Source organism: Tenacibaculum sp. SDUM215027, assembly GCF_050566205.1.
Lineage (GTDB): Bacteria > Bacteroidota > Bacteroidia > Flavobacteriales > Flavobacteriaceae > Polaribacter.
Window position 1 is genome coordinate 282,948 of the sequence record NZ_JBNXUE010000002.1, and the last position, 16,370, is coordinate 299,317.

Here is a 16,370-nt window from a genome sequence, read left to right on the forward strand (position 1 = left end):
GTTTCTGGATTAAAAATTTTGCCAAATATTTAATGTTTTAAAATAATACTCTATCTGGTGGTTTGTTTTTATCCCATTTTAAATCGCTCAATACTGAAGACTTCACCCCAATAAAGAAATTATAAGAAGAGTTAACACCAAAAGGAGTCCAGTTAAAATTAAATCGCCAACTATCTAAATCTCTTGAAAAGTTTAATCTAGTATAAGTAAAAGCATTGTCTTTAACATCATAACCAGAAGAAAAACCAACTTTCCATTTAGGGGAGAGTTCTACATCACCACTAAACATTAACGTATTATTACCTATTTGGCTTGTTAATCCGTTATTAGTGTAGCTCATTGAGTAAGCTAAATTAAGAGTCCAAGGTATTTTGGCTTTGTAGAGTTCTGTTTCTTTTGTTTCGCCTTCTTTATTTTTGTTATTGGTGTTGTTAGGAAACCCATTAGTAGAGCCTATACCTTCTCCAAAAACATCTGGTGTATCTTGTGCACCATTTCCATTTTTGTTGTCAGAGTCATCTTCACCATCTTTATTCTTTTCAAAATCTTTACTAGAAATGGAATAATTAGCTGTTACCCCCAAATTAGTCATTCTAAGGAGACTACCGTTAAACTTATTTATTCTTTGTCCTTTGCTATTTACTTGATACGGGTCAAAAGTAGCATTCATGTTTAAAGCTAGCTTGTCTTTAAAAAGACGTGTACCAGCATTTGCTCTCACAGGAGACCAGCGTAAACTATCAGCAGCTATGTTATAACTTGTGCTAAAGTTTAAATTGTTAAGAATGGTGATTTTTTTGTCTTCTTCATCACTGTCAGGGTCTTTCGGTGCTACTTTAGCCTCTAAAACATTGTTTACGGAAATACCGATAGAATTTGAAACTCCACTTCCTGGTGTTCCATAAATGCCGCCTTCAAAAGGAGAGTAAGTTAATAGGTCATTCGGATCGGAACTTTGGCGAATTGTTAAATCATAATCATCAGCAAAATTAGGACGATACCCGTATGAAATAGAGGGTCTAATTGTATGACGAATTGCCTTTAAACGACCTTTTTTAAAGTTAAATGTACCATAGATATTGGTAGATAATGAAACTCCAAAGTTATATTCATTATAACGAGTAAAACCACTAATAGTATCATTAACTGCAGCTCCTAAATTACCATCTTTGTTTACAGCAGTAGGATCGTATCGCTTTTTAATTTGATCAAAGTACCAAACATCCTTATAATTTACACTAGGTGATAATGTAAAATATTTAAAGGCTTTCAAACTTGTATTTGTACTTAAATTATGCTGTATACCTTTTTTTGCCGTTTGAAACATTTTAGCAGTAAAAAACTCGTCATCTGTGGTATTAATTTGATATTGACCTTGCATACTATAATTCAGTCCCATTTTTTGAATAGGATTCTTTTTAATTCCATCTTTCCCAGCAAATGGATAAATACGATCCATATTAAGTTGTAATGATGGAAGCGTCATAGTAATGGATTCTGTATTGGTGTTTTGAGAATGAGTAGCAGTTACGCTCACATTAAAAGGGGTACCTACAAAATTTTTATAGTATGAAATAGATGAACTCAACGTGTTGTTTAAGAACTGAGAACTATTAAATTCGTTTAAAGATTGACGATAATACTTGCTACTACCTAAGTTAACAGAAGCAGAAAAACGAGAGTTTGGACTCGCCTTAGAATCTTGACTATGGCTCCATCTAAGGTTGAAATTGGTGGACTTTTGATAATCGCTCAAACCACGTATACCTCTAATAATATTTTCAAAACGAACACTAAAGCTTCCACTAAATTTATAACGAACATAATAGTTAGAGGAAGCATTTAATCCCCAACTACCATTGGTATATAAATCACCTAACACAGTTAAATCAAAGTAGTCACTTAAAGCAAAATAGTATCCTCCGTTTTGCATAAAAAAACCTTGATTATTACTTTCTCCCCAAGAAGGAATAATAAAACCAGAAGTTCTTTTGTCTGTTAAAGGAAAGTAAGCAAAGGGCAAATAGACAGGAGTAGGTACATCTGCTAACACTAAATTACTACCACCAACAATAATCTTTTTACCAGGGACTAGTTTTGCTTTATTTGTTTGAATATAATAATCTGGAATTTTCTTTTTTGAAGTAGTAAAACGCAATCGACGCATATAAATAGTAGAGTCATTTACCCGTTTTGTTTTTTCTCCATAAGTAATAATTCCTGCTTGATTTGTTTTAACACCATAAACTAAAGCTTTCTTAGTTTTAAAGTTAAAAAGAATAGAGTCTTGTTCAGATTCTTGTCCTCCTTGCTTAAATTGAGGTCTTTGATGATACCCTGTGCTATCTTTTATACCTTTAGCATATACCATATTGTTTTTATAATCCAGAATAATAATTCCAGCTTTTAAGTCAATGTCAGTATATGTTACTTGAGCTTTATTATATAAGGTAATTGTTTTGTTTTTGGCGTTTTGTATGGTGTAATCTTCAGCGTCATGAGTAATAATACCGTCAATTACTTCTTTTGGTTTAATAGAATCGTTAACAATAGTATCTCTTTTTTTGTTAATAAGAGCATTGTTTTTTAAACCTATTAAAGTGTCTTTAGAGCTAGTAAATAGGGAGTCTTTACTAGGTTTTTGAGGAGTAATACCTTTCTTGCCAAATTCTTGCGCAGTACTTAATTGAAAACAAAAAAGATAGAAAGCTAAAAGTATGTAAGTTGAATTTGCTCGCAATATTATTAATACTATTTTTGTGTTATATTTAAAAACTTTGGCGTGCTATTTGAATGCCTATATTTTAAAAACCAAAAATAGTTAAATTTTATTGATGCAATTCTTAAATTTCCGTAAATATAATATCTCAAAATTAAGCTTAATCATTATAACCTCTTTAACTGTTTTATATGGAGGTATATTATCGGTTTCAGCTCAAAAAAAATATACTGTTGTTCTAGATGCTGGTCATGGAGGAAAAGATCCAGGAAATCTAGGGAATGGTTTTAGAGAAAAAAACATAGCCTTAAAAGTAGCATTAGATGTAGGTAAGGAGTTATTAACATCAAAAGATATACAAGTAGTTTATACCCGTAAAAAAGATGTTTTTGTAGAGTTACACAACCGGGCTAAAATAGCGAATGATAAAAAAGCAGATTTATTTGTGTCTATTCACTGTGATGCTTTTAGAAGGTCAGATCCGCATGGAGCAAGTACTTTTGTTTTAGGGTTAAGTGGAAATAAAGAAAACCTAGAAATTGCTAAAAAAGAGAACTCGGTAATTTTATTAGAGGATAATTATAAACAGAATTATGATTATGATCCGAACTCACCAGAATCAGTAATTGGTTTGTCTGTACTTCAAGAAGAAAACTTAGAAAATAGTTTAGGAATTGCAGGTATAGTTCAAAATAACTTTGTAGCAATAAAAAGAAATAACAGAAAGGTAAAACAAGCAAATTTTTTAGTATTAAGAGAAACAGTTATGCCTAGTGTTTTAATAGAGTTAGGTTTTTTGACTAATAAAAATGAAGGTAAATTTCTAAATTCTAGAAAAGGGCAAATTAGAATGGCAAAGTCAATAGCTCAAGCAATAAGAAAGTACTTTGAACGATTAAAGTTAAATACGATTAGCGAAACTCTAACAGTTAATGCGCCGTTGGTAGAAAAAGAAATTTCTAAACCAGTTGTTAAAAAAGAAATTACACCAAAGACAAAAACTACATCTTCAAAAACAGTATCAACAGGGGTTGTGTTTAGAGTACAAATAGCAGCATCTAGAAAAAAACTTTCAACAAACAGTTTCAAAGGGTTAGAAAACGTTGAGTCTTTATTTATAGATGATTACTACAAATATTACTATGGAAATTCATCGAGTTTGTCAGGGATAAAAAAGGTTTTACCAGAAGTAAGAAGTAAAGGATATAAAGATGCTTGGGTGGTAGCTTTTAAAAACGGAAAACGAATTTCAATTAAAGAAGCACTGAAAAACCATTAATTTAGAGGTATTCTATATTTATACTCGCAAAATTATTATTATTTTCGCTCGTATAAATATATTTTATGTCTAAAGAACTAAAAACAGGAATTGTTGCTGTAGTCGTTATTGCACTATTTATTTGGGGTTATAACTTCTTAAAAGGACAAGATTTGTTCAGTGCTAATGCAAGACACTTTTTTGTAGAGTACAATAATATTAATGGTCTTAACGAAGCAAGTTCGGTAACTATTAATGGATTAAAGGTTGGCAAGGTAGATGAAATTCGCTTTAATGAAAGTCCAGATAAAAAAGGGAACTTAATAGTGAAAATTTCGTTAGATACGGACTTTAATTTTTCCAAAAATAGCATTGCTAAAATTTATTCAGCAAGCTTAATGGGAGGTCAAAATCTAGCAATTATTCCCAAATATGACGGAGAAATAGCACAATCAGGGGACTATTTAAAAGGAGAAGTTGAATCAGATATATTTTCTTCTGTGGGTGAAAAATTAAACCCTATTCAAGCAAAATTAGAGAACGTTCTTGTTGGAGCAGATTCTTTATTAATAGGGTTTAACCAAGTATTAGATGAAAAATCTCGCCAAAGCTTAAATAGAAGTATTTTAGGATTAGAAGGAACAATTTCTGATGTTCGTAAAACATTAGCTTCTGTAAACACTTTGTTAGCAGATAATAAAGGGAATTTAGATGCTACTTTAGCAAACACAAAGAAAATTACAGACAATTTTTCAAAAGTATCTGAAGATTTAGCAAAAGCTAATTTAGGTGAATCGGTTAAAAAACTTGAAGCAACTTTGGTAAATGTTAATGGTTTGCTAGCTAACATGAAATCAGGAAAAGGAACTTTAGGGAAGTTAATGACGGATGAAAAAATGTACAACAACTTAACAAAAGCTTCAAAAGAACTAGAAGAACTGCTAAGAGAAATGAAGTTGAATCCAAAACGATTTGTACACTTCTCTTTATTTGGGAAAAAAGCAAAGCCGTACAACGATGAAAATAACACCAAAAATGTAAGTAATAAATAAGTTTACACTTTATAAATCTAACAAAACTTAATAATTAAAGAACGATGGAGAAATACGTACCAAACATCTTTTTTGCACTTATCTTAATTGCAGGTATCGGGTATTTTGTAATGAATGTTCGTAAGTTAATACGAAACATTAAATTAGGAAAGGATATTGATAGAACGGATAGAAAACCTGAGCGATGGAAAAACATGGCAAAAATAGCTTTAGGGCAATATAAAATGGTACGCCGTCCAGTTTCAGGTATTTTACACATTGTAGTATATGTTGGGTTCATTTTAATCAATATCGAAATGTTAGAGATCGTTATTGATGGATTACTTGGTACACACCGTGTTTTTCAACCAATTATTGGAGATGCTCTATACGGGTTCTTGATAGGAAACTTTGAAGTGTTAGCATTACTAGTTTTTGTAGCAGTAACAATTTTTTGGTTCCGTAGAAATATAGAGAAAGTAAAACGTTTTTGGAACAAAGAAATGGAAGGTTGGCCAAAGAATGATGGTAATATTATTCTGTATTTTGAAATGGTATTAATGACTTTATTCTTGGTAATGAATGCAACAGATATACATTTTCAAGAAGCAGGAGTAGGAAATGTAGTTTCTCAATTTATAGCTCCTTGGTTTGATGGTTTTTCTAATGATTCGTTACACACTATTGAAAAGACAGCTTGGTGGTTACATATTGTTGGGATTTTAATTTTCTTAAACTATTTATATTACTCTAAGCACTTACACATCTTATTAGCTTTTCCAAATACGTTTTTTGCAAACTTAAAACCAAAAGGACAGTTTAATAATCTTGAAGCTGTAACAAAGGAGGTAAAAATGATGATGGATCCAGATGCTGACCCGTATGCAATGCCAGAGGAAGGAGCAGACGAAGGGGAGCCAGAAAAGTTTGGAGCTTCAGATGTAACCGATTTAAATTGGGTGCAGTTAATGAATGCTTATACGTGTACCGAGTGTGGACGTTGTACATCATCTTGTCCTGCAAACTTAACAGGTAAAGAATTGTCACCACGTGCTATCATGATGAAAACACGTGACCGTTTAGAAGAAGTAGGGAAGAATATTGATGAGAATGGAGGAGAGTTTCAAGATGATGGTAAGCAATTATTAAACGATTACATTACTCCAGAAGAGCTATGGGCGTGTACAAGTTGTAATGCTTGTGTGCAAGAATGTCCTATAGGTATTGATCCATTATCAATTATTATGGATATGCGTCGTTATTTAGTAATGGAAGAATCAGCAGCTCCGCAAGAGCTAAATATGATGATGACCAATATTGAAAATAATGGAGCACCTTGGCAGTATAGTCAAATGGATAGACTAAACTGGAAAGATGAAGAGTAGTTTTTAACTATTTTATTCCGTAAAAATTAAAAAGTAACCTCTGTTTGAGGTTGTAAACAAAAAACAGTTCAACAATTAAACGATAAAGAATTATGAACGTACCAACAATGGCAGATATGATGGCTCAAGGAAAACAACCAGAAGTGTTATTTTGGGTAGGAGCCGCAGGAAGTTATGATGATAGAGCAAAAAAAATAACAAGAGCATTTGTAAAAATATTACAACAAGCTGGAGTTGATTTTGCAGTATTAGGTACCGAAGAAAGTTCAACAGGAGATGCAGCAAAACGTGCAGGAAATGAGTTTTTATTCCAAATGCAGGCTGTTACTAATATAGAAGTTTTAAATGCTTACGAAGTAAAAACAATTGTTACGTGTGATCCGCATTCATTTAATACATTAAAAAATGAATACCCTGGATTAGGAGGGAAGTATAAAGTGTATCATCATACACAATATATAAGCAAATTAATCAAAGAAGGACGTTTAACGATTGAAGATGAAAACCTAAATGGAAAAAGATTAACTTATCATGATCCATGTTACTTAGGACGTGCAAACGATGTGTATGAAAGTCCACGTGAGTTAATTCGTCGTTTAGGAGTGAAAATGACTGAGATGAAGCGTCATAAATCAACAGCATTATGTTGCGGTGCAGGCGGGGCTCAAATGTTTAAAGAGCCAGAAAAAGGAGATAAAGATATCAATGTATTACGTACAGAAGATGCGTTAGAAACCAATCCACAAATTATTGCAACAGGATGTCCTTACTGTAATACAATGATGACTGATGGTGTAAAATTCAAAGAAAAAGAATCACAAATACAAGTAAAAGATATTGCAGAGTTAATTGCGGAAGCAAATAATCTATAAATTGAATAAAATATTTAGTGGTAAAAAAGTGTGTTACATAATGTAACATACTTTTTTTTGGCATAAAAATTGAAAAAGATAAAATCTAATTCTAAAAATCACTATGATGAAAAAACTACTTTATTTATTTGTTACAACTTTAGTATTAACCTCTTGTACAAAAAATACAGAGCCTTGGGAGAAAGAATCATTAAACCTCGATGTAAGGTTTGTAGTAGAAACTGAAGGGCAACATAATTCCATTTTAATAAAAGAAATAAATGATGGTTCTATTGGAGAAATAAGTTTTTATAGTAAAAATGAAGGAAATGCTAATTTACCTTATGATGAAACTATAAATCAAGAGGTGAGCTATTATACAGAGGCTACTTTTTCTTATCAAGATAGAACCGTTTCAGAATCAATAGAAGAGTATGAGTCTTTTGTAGCATATGATGTTACCTTAAAAATGTTTGTAGAAGATGAATTAAAAGCAAAAACTACTAAAACAATAGCTAAACCAGACAATACTACAAGTATTTCATTTGATTTCAAAGAATATTTTGAAGAGTAATACTTTCTTCTAGTTTCATTCCTTAATTTTTCTTAAAAAGAATAATTTTAACGACTAAAAATATAAAGTTTTCTTAAAAGTGTATAACGAGAGTAGTACACTTTTTTCTTTGTAGTAAGTTTGTGAGAAATAATTAAAAAAAATAAAAGAATGAGATACCTTTTTACCTTTTTATGCTTGGTTTTATTAACGTCATGTGATGATACTGATTTTTCTCTTGACGGAAATGGAGCGGTTTCAACAATAACATTTAATGTTACAAGTACGAGTAATGATAATAATGGGAAGATTAAAACAGTTTTTCTAGAGTCTGGCTTTTTTAAGTACGATAACGTTACTGAAACAAATGTTTTCCCTTTTAAGAAATCATACACAGATGAAATTAATTTTGCAGCTAATTTAGCTTTCGAATATGAAGATAAGGCTACAGATAATTTTAGTGTTTATACAATAACAATGGAAATCCTCAGAGATAACGTTTTGGTGGATAAAAAAGAATATTTTATAGATAAACCTGGGATAAAAGTAGGTTTTGATACAGTGGTGAATAAGTAAACTACTCATATACTTTAAGATAAAAGGAAAGTTAAGCTTTCCTTTTTTTATGTCTAAAAAACTTATCTTTGAAAATCATACTATCTCAATGAAAAACTACATAAAAGCAGCACGTTTACGTACCTTACCATTGTCCGTTTCAGGAATTATTGTTGGAGCATTTTTAGGATTTGATAAAGTATTGTATGCAGACAGTACGGTAATATTATTTGAAACTCCAATTTTTTGGCTAGCAATACTCACAACAATAGGCTTTCAGGTGCTCTCTAATTTTGCGAATGATTATGGAGACGGTATAAAAGGAACTGATGATAATAGAGATGGAGAGGCACGTATGGTATCATCTGGAGTTATTACACCAAGGCAAATGAAAAATGCGATGTTAGCAACAGGAAGCATTACATTAGTTATTGCACTACTATTGATTTATGTTTCCTTTGGAAAAGATAACTTTTTATACTCGGTAATTTTCTTCGGGTTGGGAGTTGCCTCTATTGTTGCTGCTATAAAATATACCGTAGGGAAATCAGCATATGGTTATAGCGGGTTTGGAGATATTTTCGTTTTTGTTTTCTTCGGATTATTAGCAGTAGCAGGAACCTACTTTTTATACACTAAACAACTAAATTTTATTGTTTTCTTGCCAGCAATCACAGTTGGACTATTAAGTACTGCTGTGTTAAATTTAAACAATATGCGAGATAGAGAAAATGATGCTAAATCAGGAAAAAACACACTAGTTGTAAAAATGGGAGCAGAGTCTGCAAAACTGTATCATTATTTTCTAATTGTTGTGTCTTTTATATTTGCACTATTGTATACGGTAATTGAGTTTCAATCATCTTATCAATTCTTGTTTGTCATAGCCTATATTCCTTTAGTAAAACACTTAGTTTTTGTATATAAAAACAAAGAAGAAGCACTGTTAGATGCTGAACTAAAAAAAGTAGCACTGAGTACCTTTTTATTTTCGATTTTATTTGGATTAGGTCAAATTTTGTAACTTCCCAATAAAATTTAATACTATGAGAATTATTTCAGTTTTTTTCGGAGCAGCTCTATTGCTAATTAGTTGTAATAATAAAGGAGAGGGGACAAGCTCTTATGGAGACCTTAAAACCTCAGGGAGTTTTGATATTACTGAAGAAGTTGTAGAGTCATCAGAAATTGCAAAGGAAAACAAAGAAGTAACAATTGATAGAAAACTTATTAAAAAAGGTGATATCTCTTTTGAAACAGATGATTTAACTGAAACAAGAAGTCACATTGAGCAAGCTGTAAAAAAATATAACGGATATATTTCTGCTGATAACGAGTACAGATCTTCTCAAAATATAATATCTAATTTAATTGTTCGAATTCCTTCTGAAAATTTTGATCCTTTCTTAAATGAAATTTCTTCAAAAGTAGAGAGGTTTGATAATAAGAATATCTCTGTTAATGACGTAACAGAGAAATTTCTGGACGTGCAAGCACGTTTAAAAGTAAAAAAAGAATTAGAAGAACGCTATAGCGAAATACTTAAAAAGGCAAGTTCAGTAAAAGAAATTTTAGAAGTTGAACGAGAATTAACTAATGTAAGATCGGAAATTGAATCGATGGAGGGACGTTTGAAATACTTACAAAATCAAGTATCATTTTCAACCTTAACAATTCGATTTTATAAAGAAGAAGTAAGTAAAACTTACTCAAAAAGCTTCGGAAGGCGTATAGTAGATGCTTTTAGTAACGGAATAGATAATATAAAATGGTTTTTTATCGGTTTGGTAAATATTTGGCCATTCATACTTTTAATAATTTTATTAATTATCTTCATAAAGAAACGATTTAAACGAAAAGAATAAATACATGAAAATCACTTTTTACGGTCATGCATGTTTTGGTATTGAAATTAACGGAACGCACGTATTAATTGACCCTTTTATTACAGGAAATCCTCTAGCTTCAAATATAGATGTAGATCAAGTAAAAGCAGATTATATTTTACTTACACATGCGCATCAAGACCATGTGTTAGATGTAGAACGTATTGCAGAAAGAACAGATGCTATAATCGTTTCAAATTATGAGATTGTAACATATTATGAAGCAAAAAAGTTTAAAGGACACTCCGTAAATCATGGAGGTACCTATACAAATAATACTTTTTCAGCTAAATATGTAAACGCAATTCATACATCTTCGTTTGCTGACGGAAGCTATGGAGGACAACCAGGTGGTTTTGTAATAAAAGCAGGAGAAAAGTCTTTATATGTTTCTGGAGATACAGCTGTAACTATGGATATGCAATTAATACCAATGTCAACCAATTTATCAGCTTCTATATTTCCAATAGGTGATAATTTTACAATGGGAGTTGATGATGCTATCATAGCTAGTGACCTAGTAATTTGTGATAAGGTAATAGGGTGTCATTTTAATACCTTTCCTCCAATAGAAATTAATATAGATGAGGCCAAAGAAAAATTCAATCAAGCTAAAAAAGAATTGATGATTTTAGAAATTGGACAAACAATAACTATTTAAGTAAACCTTTTATTTAGGTATTATATATGAAAGCAATCAAGATAATTTTAGGAATTATAACAGTTTTAATTCTTGCGTTTTTTTTAACAGGTTTAGTTATACAAGAAGTTGTATACACTAACGAAGTGAGTGTTGATAAGCCTGTAAACGAAGTGTTTGCTGATTTTCAAAATGTAGAGTTAATGAAACAATGGATGCCAGAAGTAAAATCAATAGAAACTTTAGAAGAAACACCCAATAAAGTAGGAAGTACTTATAAGGTGAAGATTGAAAATAAAGGGAGACTAATTACAATAACTCAGCAAGTTTTGGAATATGAAAAAAATAAAAGATTTACTATAGGTTATGATGCAGAGAATATGCTAAAAACTGATGATTATGAGTTTATTTCAGAAGGAAACACAACCAAGATAATACAAACGACCATTTGTACTAGTGAATCGTATATAATGAGCTGCTTATTTCCATATTTTAAAGGAGCACTAAAAAAAATGAGTCAACAATATTTAGAAAATTTTAAAAAAGCTTCTGAAGCTCACAACTAATACATTTACAATTGATAAAAGCTACCTACCATAAATACCTATTGAATTTTAAACAAGCTAGTGGGACTTCTCGTGGAATTTTAAGAACAAAAGAAACCTGGTTCTTAATTTTAGAAAAAGAAGGAAAGAAAGGTCTTGGAGAATGTGGTTTATTCAGAGGATTAAGTATTGATGATAGACCTGACTACGAAGAAAAACTACAATGGGTATGTAACAATATTAATTTAGGTTTAGATTTTTTATTGCCTGAATTGACACACTTCCCATCAATACAATTTGGGTTGGAACAAGCATTTTTATCTTTAGAGAATAAAAAACCATTTGAATTGTTTCCATCAGAATTTACTGAAGGAAAAGAACAGATTTCAATCAATGGGTTAATTTGGATGGGAGATAAAACCTTTATGCAGCAGCAAATAAAAAACAAGCTGCAACAAGGTTTTACGACGATTAAAATGAAAATTGGAGCGATTGATTTTAACACGGAAATAGAATTATTGCAATCAATCCGAAAAGAATTTTCAGCCAAAGAAATAGAGTTACGAGTAGATGCTAACGGAGCTTTCTTACCAGAAAATGCTTTAGAAAAATTACAAAGATTATCTGAGTTAGAACTACACTCTATAGAACAACCTATAAAGCAAGGGCAGTGGCAAGAAATGGCTAGTTTATGTGAAAAAACTCCATTACCAATAGCTTTAGATGAAGAGTTGATAGGTGTTTTTTCTTCCGAAGAAAAAGAAAAATGTATTGATACAATTAGACCACAGTACATCATTTTAAAACCAAGTTTAGTAGGAGGTTTTCAAGGAAGTAACGAATGGATTGAAATAGCGTCTAATCACAAAGCAGGTAATTGGATAACTAGTGCGTTAGAAAGTAATATAGGGTTAAATGCAATAGCACAATGGACGTATATGTTAAACAATCCATTACCACAAGGCTTAGGAACTGGGAGTTTGTTTACCAATAACTTTGAGAGTCCGTTAGAAGTTACAAACGGGAGTTTAGGATATAATGTAGGTAGAAACTGGAACTTTAATATTTAACAATGAATTTTATACAACAAGCATATAAAGGAGAAAATAGCTGGTGGAGATGGTTGCTAACAATTTTGGTAGTAATGTCACCATTTATACTAAACTTTTCCATTTATTTTTTACTACCAGAAGTATATAGTGAGTTGATGGAACAAACTGCTAACTTTCAAGGAAATAAAAATATTTTTTTACTTGAAAACCTAATACCATTCGCAGTACTAATGGTATTATTGTTAATTTTTGTAAAGTTCTTACACCAACGATCAATTACTTCATTAATAACGAGTAGAAAAAGAGTAGATTGGAGCCGTTTTTTTTATGGGTTTATCACTTGGTTTTTGGTTACTGTTTTTTTTCTTTTTATAGGTTACTTATTAACACCAGAAGATTTTGTGTGGAATTTTAAACCTGTTCCATTTTTTATTTTGCTGATGATTTGTATTATTTTAATTCCAATTCAAACATCTTTAGAAGAATTACTGTTTAGAGGTTATTTAATGCAAGGGCTTGGGGTTTTAAGTAAGACAAGATGGTTGCCTTTAATTATAACTTCTGTTTTGTTTGGTTTAATGCATATTTTAAATCCAGAAGTATCCAAATTAGGTTACGGAATTATGGGTTTTTATATAGGGACAGGTTTCTTATTCGGAATCATTACATTATTAGATGAGGGGACAGAATTAGCTTTAGGAATACATGCGTCGAATAATTTTGCAGCCGCAGTTTTGGTAGCTTCAAACTGGGCAGTTTTTCAAACAGATGCTTTGTTTATTGATTATTCAGAACCTAATTTAGTGTTTCAAATGATAATTCCAGTATTTTTAATTTATCCACTATATATTATAATATTACAAAAAAAATATAGATGGAGAAACTGGAAAGAAAAACTATTTGGTAACATAGAAAAACCAGAAATAACTGAAGAATCATAAAACTATTCTGAACAAAGTGAAGAACCCAGCCTTTCATAATAGTTTTCAGTTAAACGGAGTCTCTTTTTCTTCGGAAGAAGAATTATTAACTTTTTCGAAGACTATAAACGATTCTATATACCAATTTTTATCAGATTGGTTTAATGCTAATGATTTTGTAATCGTGCAAACTTCAGGCTCTACAGGAAAACCTAAACCAATTTTGTTAAAAAAAGAATTTATGATAAACTCAGCAAAAGCTACAGGAGCTTTTTTTGACTTAGAAGAAAATACTGTAGCTTTACTATGTTTGTCAACCGATTATATTGCAGGTAAAATGATGTTGGTTCGTGCGTTGATTTTAGGGTGGAAACTAGATATGGTTGCAACAACATCAAAAGTAGAAATAGTTAAAAACTACGACTTTTCTGCGATGGTACCAATGCAATTAAGAAATTCGTTAGATGAATTAAATAAGATTAAAAAACTGATTGTAGGTGGAGGTGTTGTAGCTAACGATTTAATTGAAGCTATTCAAAACAAGTCGACAGAAGTTTTTGCTACTTACGGAATGACCGAAACCATAACGCACATTGCTGTTAAAAAACTGAATAATGTCATTTTGAGCGATAGTGAGAAATCTACTTATAAAGCACTACCAAACGTACAGCTTTCGCAAGACAATCGTAATTGTTTGGTTATTGATGCTTCAAAAGTTTCTTCAGAAAAAATAATTACAAACGATGTTGTTCGTTTAATATCAGAAACTGAATTTGAATGGTTAGGGCGTTACGATAATGTGATTAATTCAGGAGGAATTAAGCTCCACCCAGAAAAAATAGAGGAAAAACTTTCTAAAATAATTACCAACCGTTTTTTTGTAATTGGAATTCCTGATGAAAGGTTAGGAGAGAAGTTGATTTTAGTAATAGAAGGAGAGAAAAATAATGTCATCTCAAACGAAGTGAAAAATCTATCAGGTCTTTCCAGGTACGAAGCTCCAAAAGAAGTTTATTTTGTTGATGAATTTATTGAAACAGGAACAAAAAAAATCCAACGTAAAAAAACACTCGCTAAAATTTTACCTCACTAAAAAGTAGCTTTTACTCTTTTAATAAGCCTGTTCACTCATCGGTAGTTTTATAGAAGTATAGTGTTAAGTAGTTTTATATAAACTTTAAAACGAAAAGCTATGTTTAAAAAACTAATTTATTCAATGTTCTTGCTAAGTACAGTGGTGCTTATAGCGCAACAAAGAACAATCACAGGTGTAGTTTCAGATGGGGTTGGACCATTGCCAGGAGTTACTATTGTGATAAAAGGAACTACCAATGGTACAGAAACTGATTTCGATGGAAGATATTCTATCTCTGCTAATAAAGGAGACGTACTAGTGTTTTCTTTTGTAGGTATGAAAACAGTAAATAAAAAAGTAGTAGAAGGTTCTGTTATTAATGTTGTAATGGATTCCGATAATACTTTAGATGAAGTTGTGGTAACTAGTTATGGTACTTTAAAAGGGAAAAAAGCTTTTTCCTTAAAAGTTGTTAGAATCAGAGGGCGTAATCAAATAGAGAATAGAGATTATTATGCAGGAAGAAATGAAAATATATTTAAAAGCCCTATAAACTCTCCGTTGTCTACATTTTCAATTGATGTTGATAAGGCTTCTTATAGTAATATAAGAAGAATGATAAATAATGGTCAAAAAGTACCAAAAGAAGCAGTTAAGATTGAAGAAATGATAAATTACTTTGATTATAATTATCCGCAACCAAAAGGAAAACATCCTTTTTCAATTAATACAGAGGTTGTTGTTACTCCATGGAATAAAGATACTAAATTGGTAAGAATTGGGTTAAAAGGAAAAGAGTACAAACAAAAAAACTTACCTGCATCGAACTTAACTTTTTTAATAGATGTTTCGGGCTCTATGTCGGGTCATAATAAATTACCTTTATTAAAATCTGCTTTTAAATTATTGGTAAATCAGTTAAGAGAAAAAGATAAAGTAGCTATTGTTGTGTATGCTGGAGCAGCGGGAGTAGTTTTAAAACCTACGAAAGGAAATAAAAAAGAAGTGATTTTAGAAGCACTTGATAATTTAGAAGCAGGAGGTTCAACAGCTGGAGGAGAAGGAATAGAGTTGGCTTATAAATTGGCTAAGGAAAACTACATTGAAAACGGAAATAACCGTGTTATTTTAGCCACAGATGGTGATTTTAATGTAGGTGCTTCTAATAATACAGCAATGGAAAAGTTGATAGAAGAAAAAAGAAAGTCAGGAGTGTTTTTATCTGTGTTAGGCTTTGGTTACGGAAATTACCAAGACGATAAATTAGAAATTTTAGCCGATAAAGGAAATGGTAATCACGCATATATTGATACCATGCAAGAAGCGCAAAAAGTTTTTGGAAAAGAGTTTGGAGGAACTTTGTATACCATTGCAAAAGATGTAAAAATTCAAGTAGAGTTTAATCCTAAAAAAGTGCAAGCGTATCGTTTAATAGGGTACGAAAACAGGCTATTGAATGACGAAGACTTTGTTGATGATACAAAAGATGCTGGAGAATTAGGTAGTGGACATACAGTAACTGCATTATATGAAGTGATTCCTGTAGGAGTAAAAAGTAAATTCTTGAAGAAATTACCTAAATTGAAATATACACACCATAAGCAGGAAGGTAAATATAATAACGAATTATTTACTGTGAAGTTTAGGTATAAATTACCAAAAGAAACTAAGAGTATAGAATTGGTGAAAGCTGTAAAAGACGAAATGTTAACTCCAACAAATGATATGAAATTTATTTCGGCAGTAGCACTATTTGGAATGCAGCTAAGTAAGTCAAAATTTAAAAATAAATCAAAAATAGAAGATATACTTAGTTTAGTTGAGGAAGGAAAAGGAGAAGACAAAGATGGTTACAGGTCAGAATTCTTAAGGTTGATAAAGACTTATAATTAGAGATAAG

At 31.1% G+C, this 16,370-nt stretch carries 15 protein-coding genes; 14 read left to right on the forward strand and 1 reads right to left on the reverse strand.

Features of this window, described 5'->3' with window-relative positions; genetic code table 11:
• Positions 1 to 37 precede the first annotated feature (37 nt).
• Positions 38 to 2,740 (reverse strand): putative LPS assembly protein LptD, encoded by a 2,703-nt coding sequence (locus tag ACQYZ7_RS07490; RefSeq protein WP_430729148.1) that lies wholly within the window; start codon positions 2,738 to 2,740, stop codon positions 38 to 40.
• A 94-nt stretch (positions 2,741 to 2,834) separates the two neighbouring features.
• On the opposite strand from ACQYZ7_RS07490, the gene ACQYZ7_RS07495 reads away from it, so the two are divergent.
• The 14 genes from ACQYZ7_RS07495 to ACQYZ7_RS07560 all read left to right on the forward strand — a co-directional run bounded on the left by ACQYZ7_RS07495 (position 2,835) and on the right by ACQYZ7_RS07560 (position 16,363).
• Positions 2,835 to 3,998 (forward strand): N-acetylmuramoyl-L-alanine amidase family protein, encoded by a 1,164-nt coding sequence (locus tag ACQYZ7_RS07495; protein ID WP_430729149.1) that lies wholly within the window; start codon positions 2,835 to 2,837, stop codon positions 3,996 to 3,998.
• Between the two features lie 65 nt (positions 3,999 to 4,063).
• Positions 4,064 to 5,029, forward strand: a complete 966-nt coding sequence (locus ACQYZ7_RS07500) for an MlaD family protein (RefSeq protein ID WP_430729150.1) — start codon at positions 4,064 to 4,066, stop codon at positions 5,027 to 5,029.
• Positions 5,030 to 5,073: 44 nt separating this feature from the next.
• Positions 5,074 to 6,393, forward strand: coding sequence for a 4Fe-4S dicluster domain-containing protein (locus ACQYZ7_RS07505; protein ID WP_430729151.1), 1,320 nt, complete (start codon positions 5,074 to 5,076; stop codon positions 6,391 to 6,393).
• 92 nt (positions 6,394 to 6,485) lie between these two features.
• On the forward strand, positions 6,486 to 7,265 hold the full coding sequence (locus ACQYZ7_RS07510) for a (Fe-S)-binding protein (protein WP_099216248.1): 780 nt from the start codon (positions 6,486 to 6,488) through the stop codon (positions 7,263 to 7,265).
• Between the two features lie 106 nt (positions 7,266 to 7,371).
• Positions 7,372 to 7,818, forward strand: a complete 447-nt coding sequence (locus ACQYZ7_RS07515) for a hypothetical protein (protein ID WP_430729152.1) — start codon at positions 7,372 to 7,374, stop codon at positions 7,816 to 7,818.
• A gap of 150 nt (positions 7,819 to 7,968) precedes the next feature.
• Entirely contained in the window at positions 7,969 to 8,373 is a 405-nt protein-coding gene (locus tag ACQYZ7_RS07520) for a hypothetical protein (RefSeq protein WP_430729153.1), read from the forward strand.
• 88 nt (positions 8,374 to 8,461) lie between these two features.
• The gene (menA, locus tag ACQYZ7_RS07525) at positions 8,462 to 9,376 is read left to right on the forward strand and encodes a 1,4-dihydroxy-2-naphthoate octaprenyltransferase (RefSeq protein WP_430729154.1); all 915 of its coding nucleotides are present in this window, start codon (positions 8,462 to 8,464) and stop codon (positions 9,374 to 9,376) included.
• A gap of 22 nt (positions 9,377 to 9,398) precedes the next feature.
• A complete protein-coding gene (locus tag ACQYZ7_RS07530) occupies positions 9,399 to 10,217 on the forward strand; it encodes a DUF4349 domain-containing protein (protein WP_430729155.1) in 819 nt (272 codons plus the stop codon).
• Between the two features lie 4 nt (positions 10,218 to 10,221).
• The gene (locus tag ACQYZ7_RS07535; RefSeq protein ID WP_430729156.1) at positions 10,222 to 10,899 is read left to right on the forward strand and encodes a metal-dependent hydrolase; all 678 of its coding nucleotides are present in this window, start codon (positions 10,222 to 10,224) and stop codon (positions 10,897 to 10,899) included.
• A 26-nt stretch (positions 10,900 to 10,925) separates the two neighbouring features.
• Positions 10,926 to 11,444, forward strand: coding sequence for an SRPBCC family protein (locus ACQYZ7_RS07540; RefSeq protein ID WP_430729157.1), 519 nt, complete (start codon positions 10,926 to 10,928; stop codon positions 11,442 to 11,444).
• A gap of 11 nt (positions 11,445 to 11,455) precedes the next feature.
• Positions 11,456 to 12,493 carry an o-succinylbenzoate synthase gene (locus ACQYZ7_RS07545; RefSeq protein ID WP_430729158.1) on the forward strand — a complete coding sequence of 346 codons (1,038 nt, stop codon included), beginning with the start codon at positions 11,456 to 11,458 and terminating at the stop codon, positions 12,491 to 12,493.
• 2 nt (positions 12,494 to 12,495) lie between these two features.
• A complete protein-coding gene (locus tag ACQYZ7_RS07550) occupies positions 12,496 to 13,416 on the forward strand; it encodes a CPBP family glutamic-type intramembrane protease (RefSeq protein WP_430729159.1) in 921 nt (306 codons plus the stop codon).
• A 16-nt stretch (positions 13,417 to 13,432) separates the two neighbouring features.
• Positions 13,433 to 14,488, forward strand: coding sequence for an AMP-binding protein (locus ACQYZ7_RS07555; protein WP_430729160.1), 1,056 nt, complete (start codon positions 13,433 to 13,435; stop codon positions 14,486 to 14,488).
• A 99-nt stretch (positions 14,489 to 14,587) separates the two neighbouring features.
• Positions 14,588 to 16,363, forward strand: a complete 1,776-nt coding sequence (locus ACQYZ7_RS07560; protein WP_430729161.1) for a YfbK domain-containing protein — start codon at positions 14,588 to 14,590, stop codon at positions 16,361 to 16,363.
• Positions 16,364 to 16,370 lie beyond the last annotated feature (7 nt).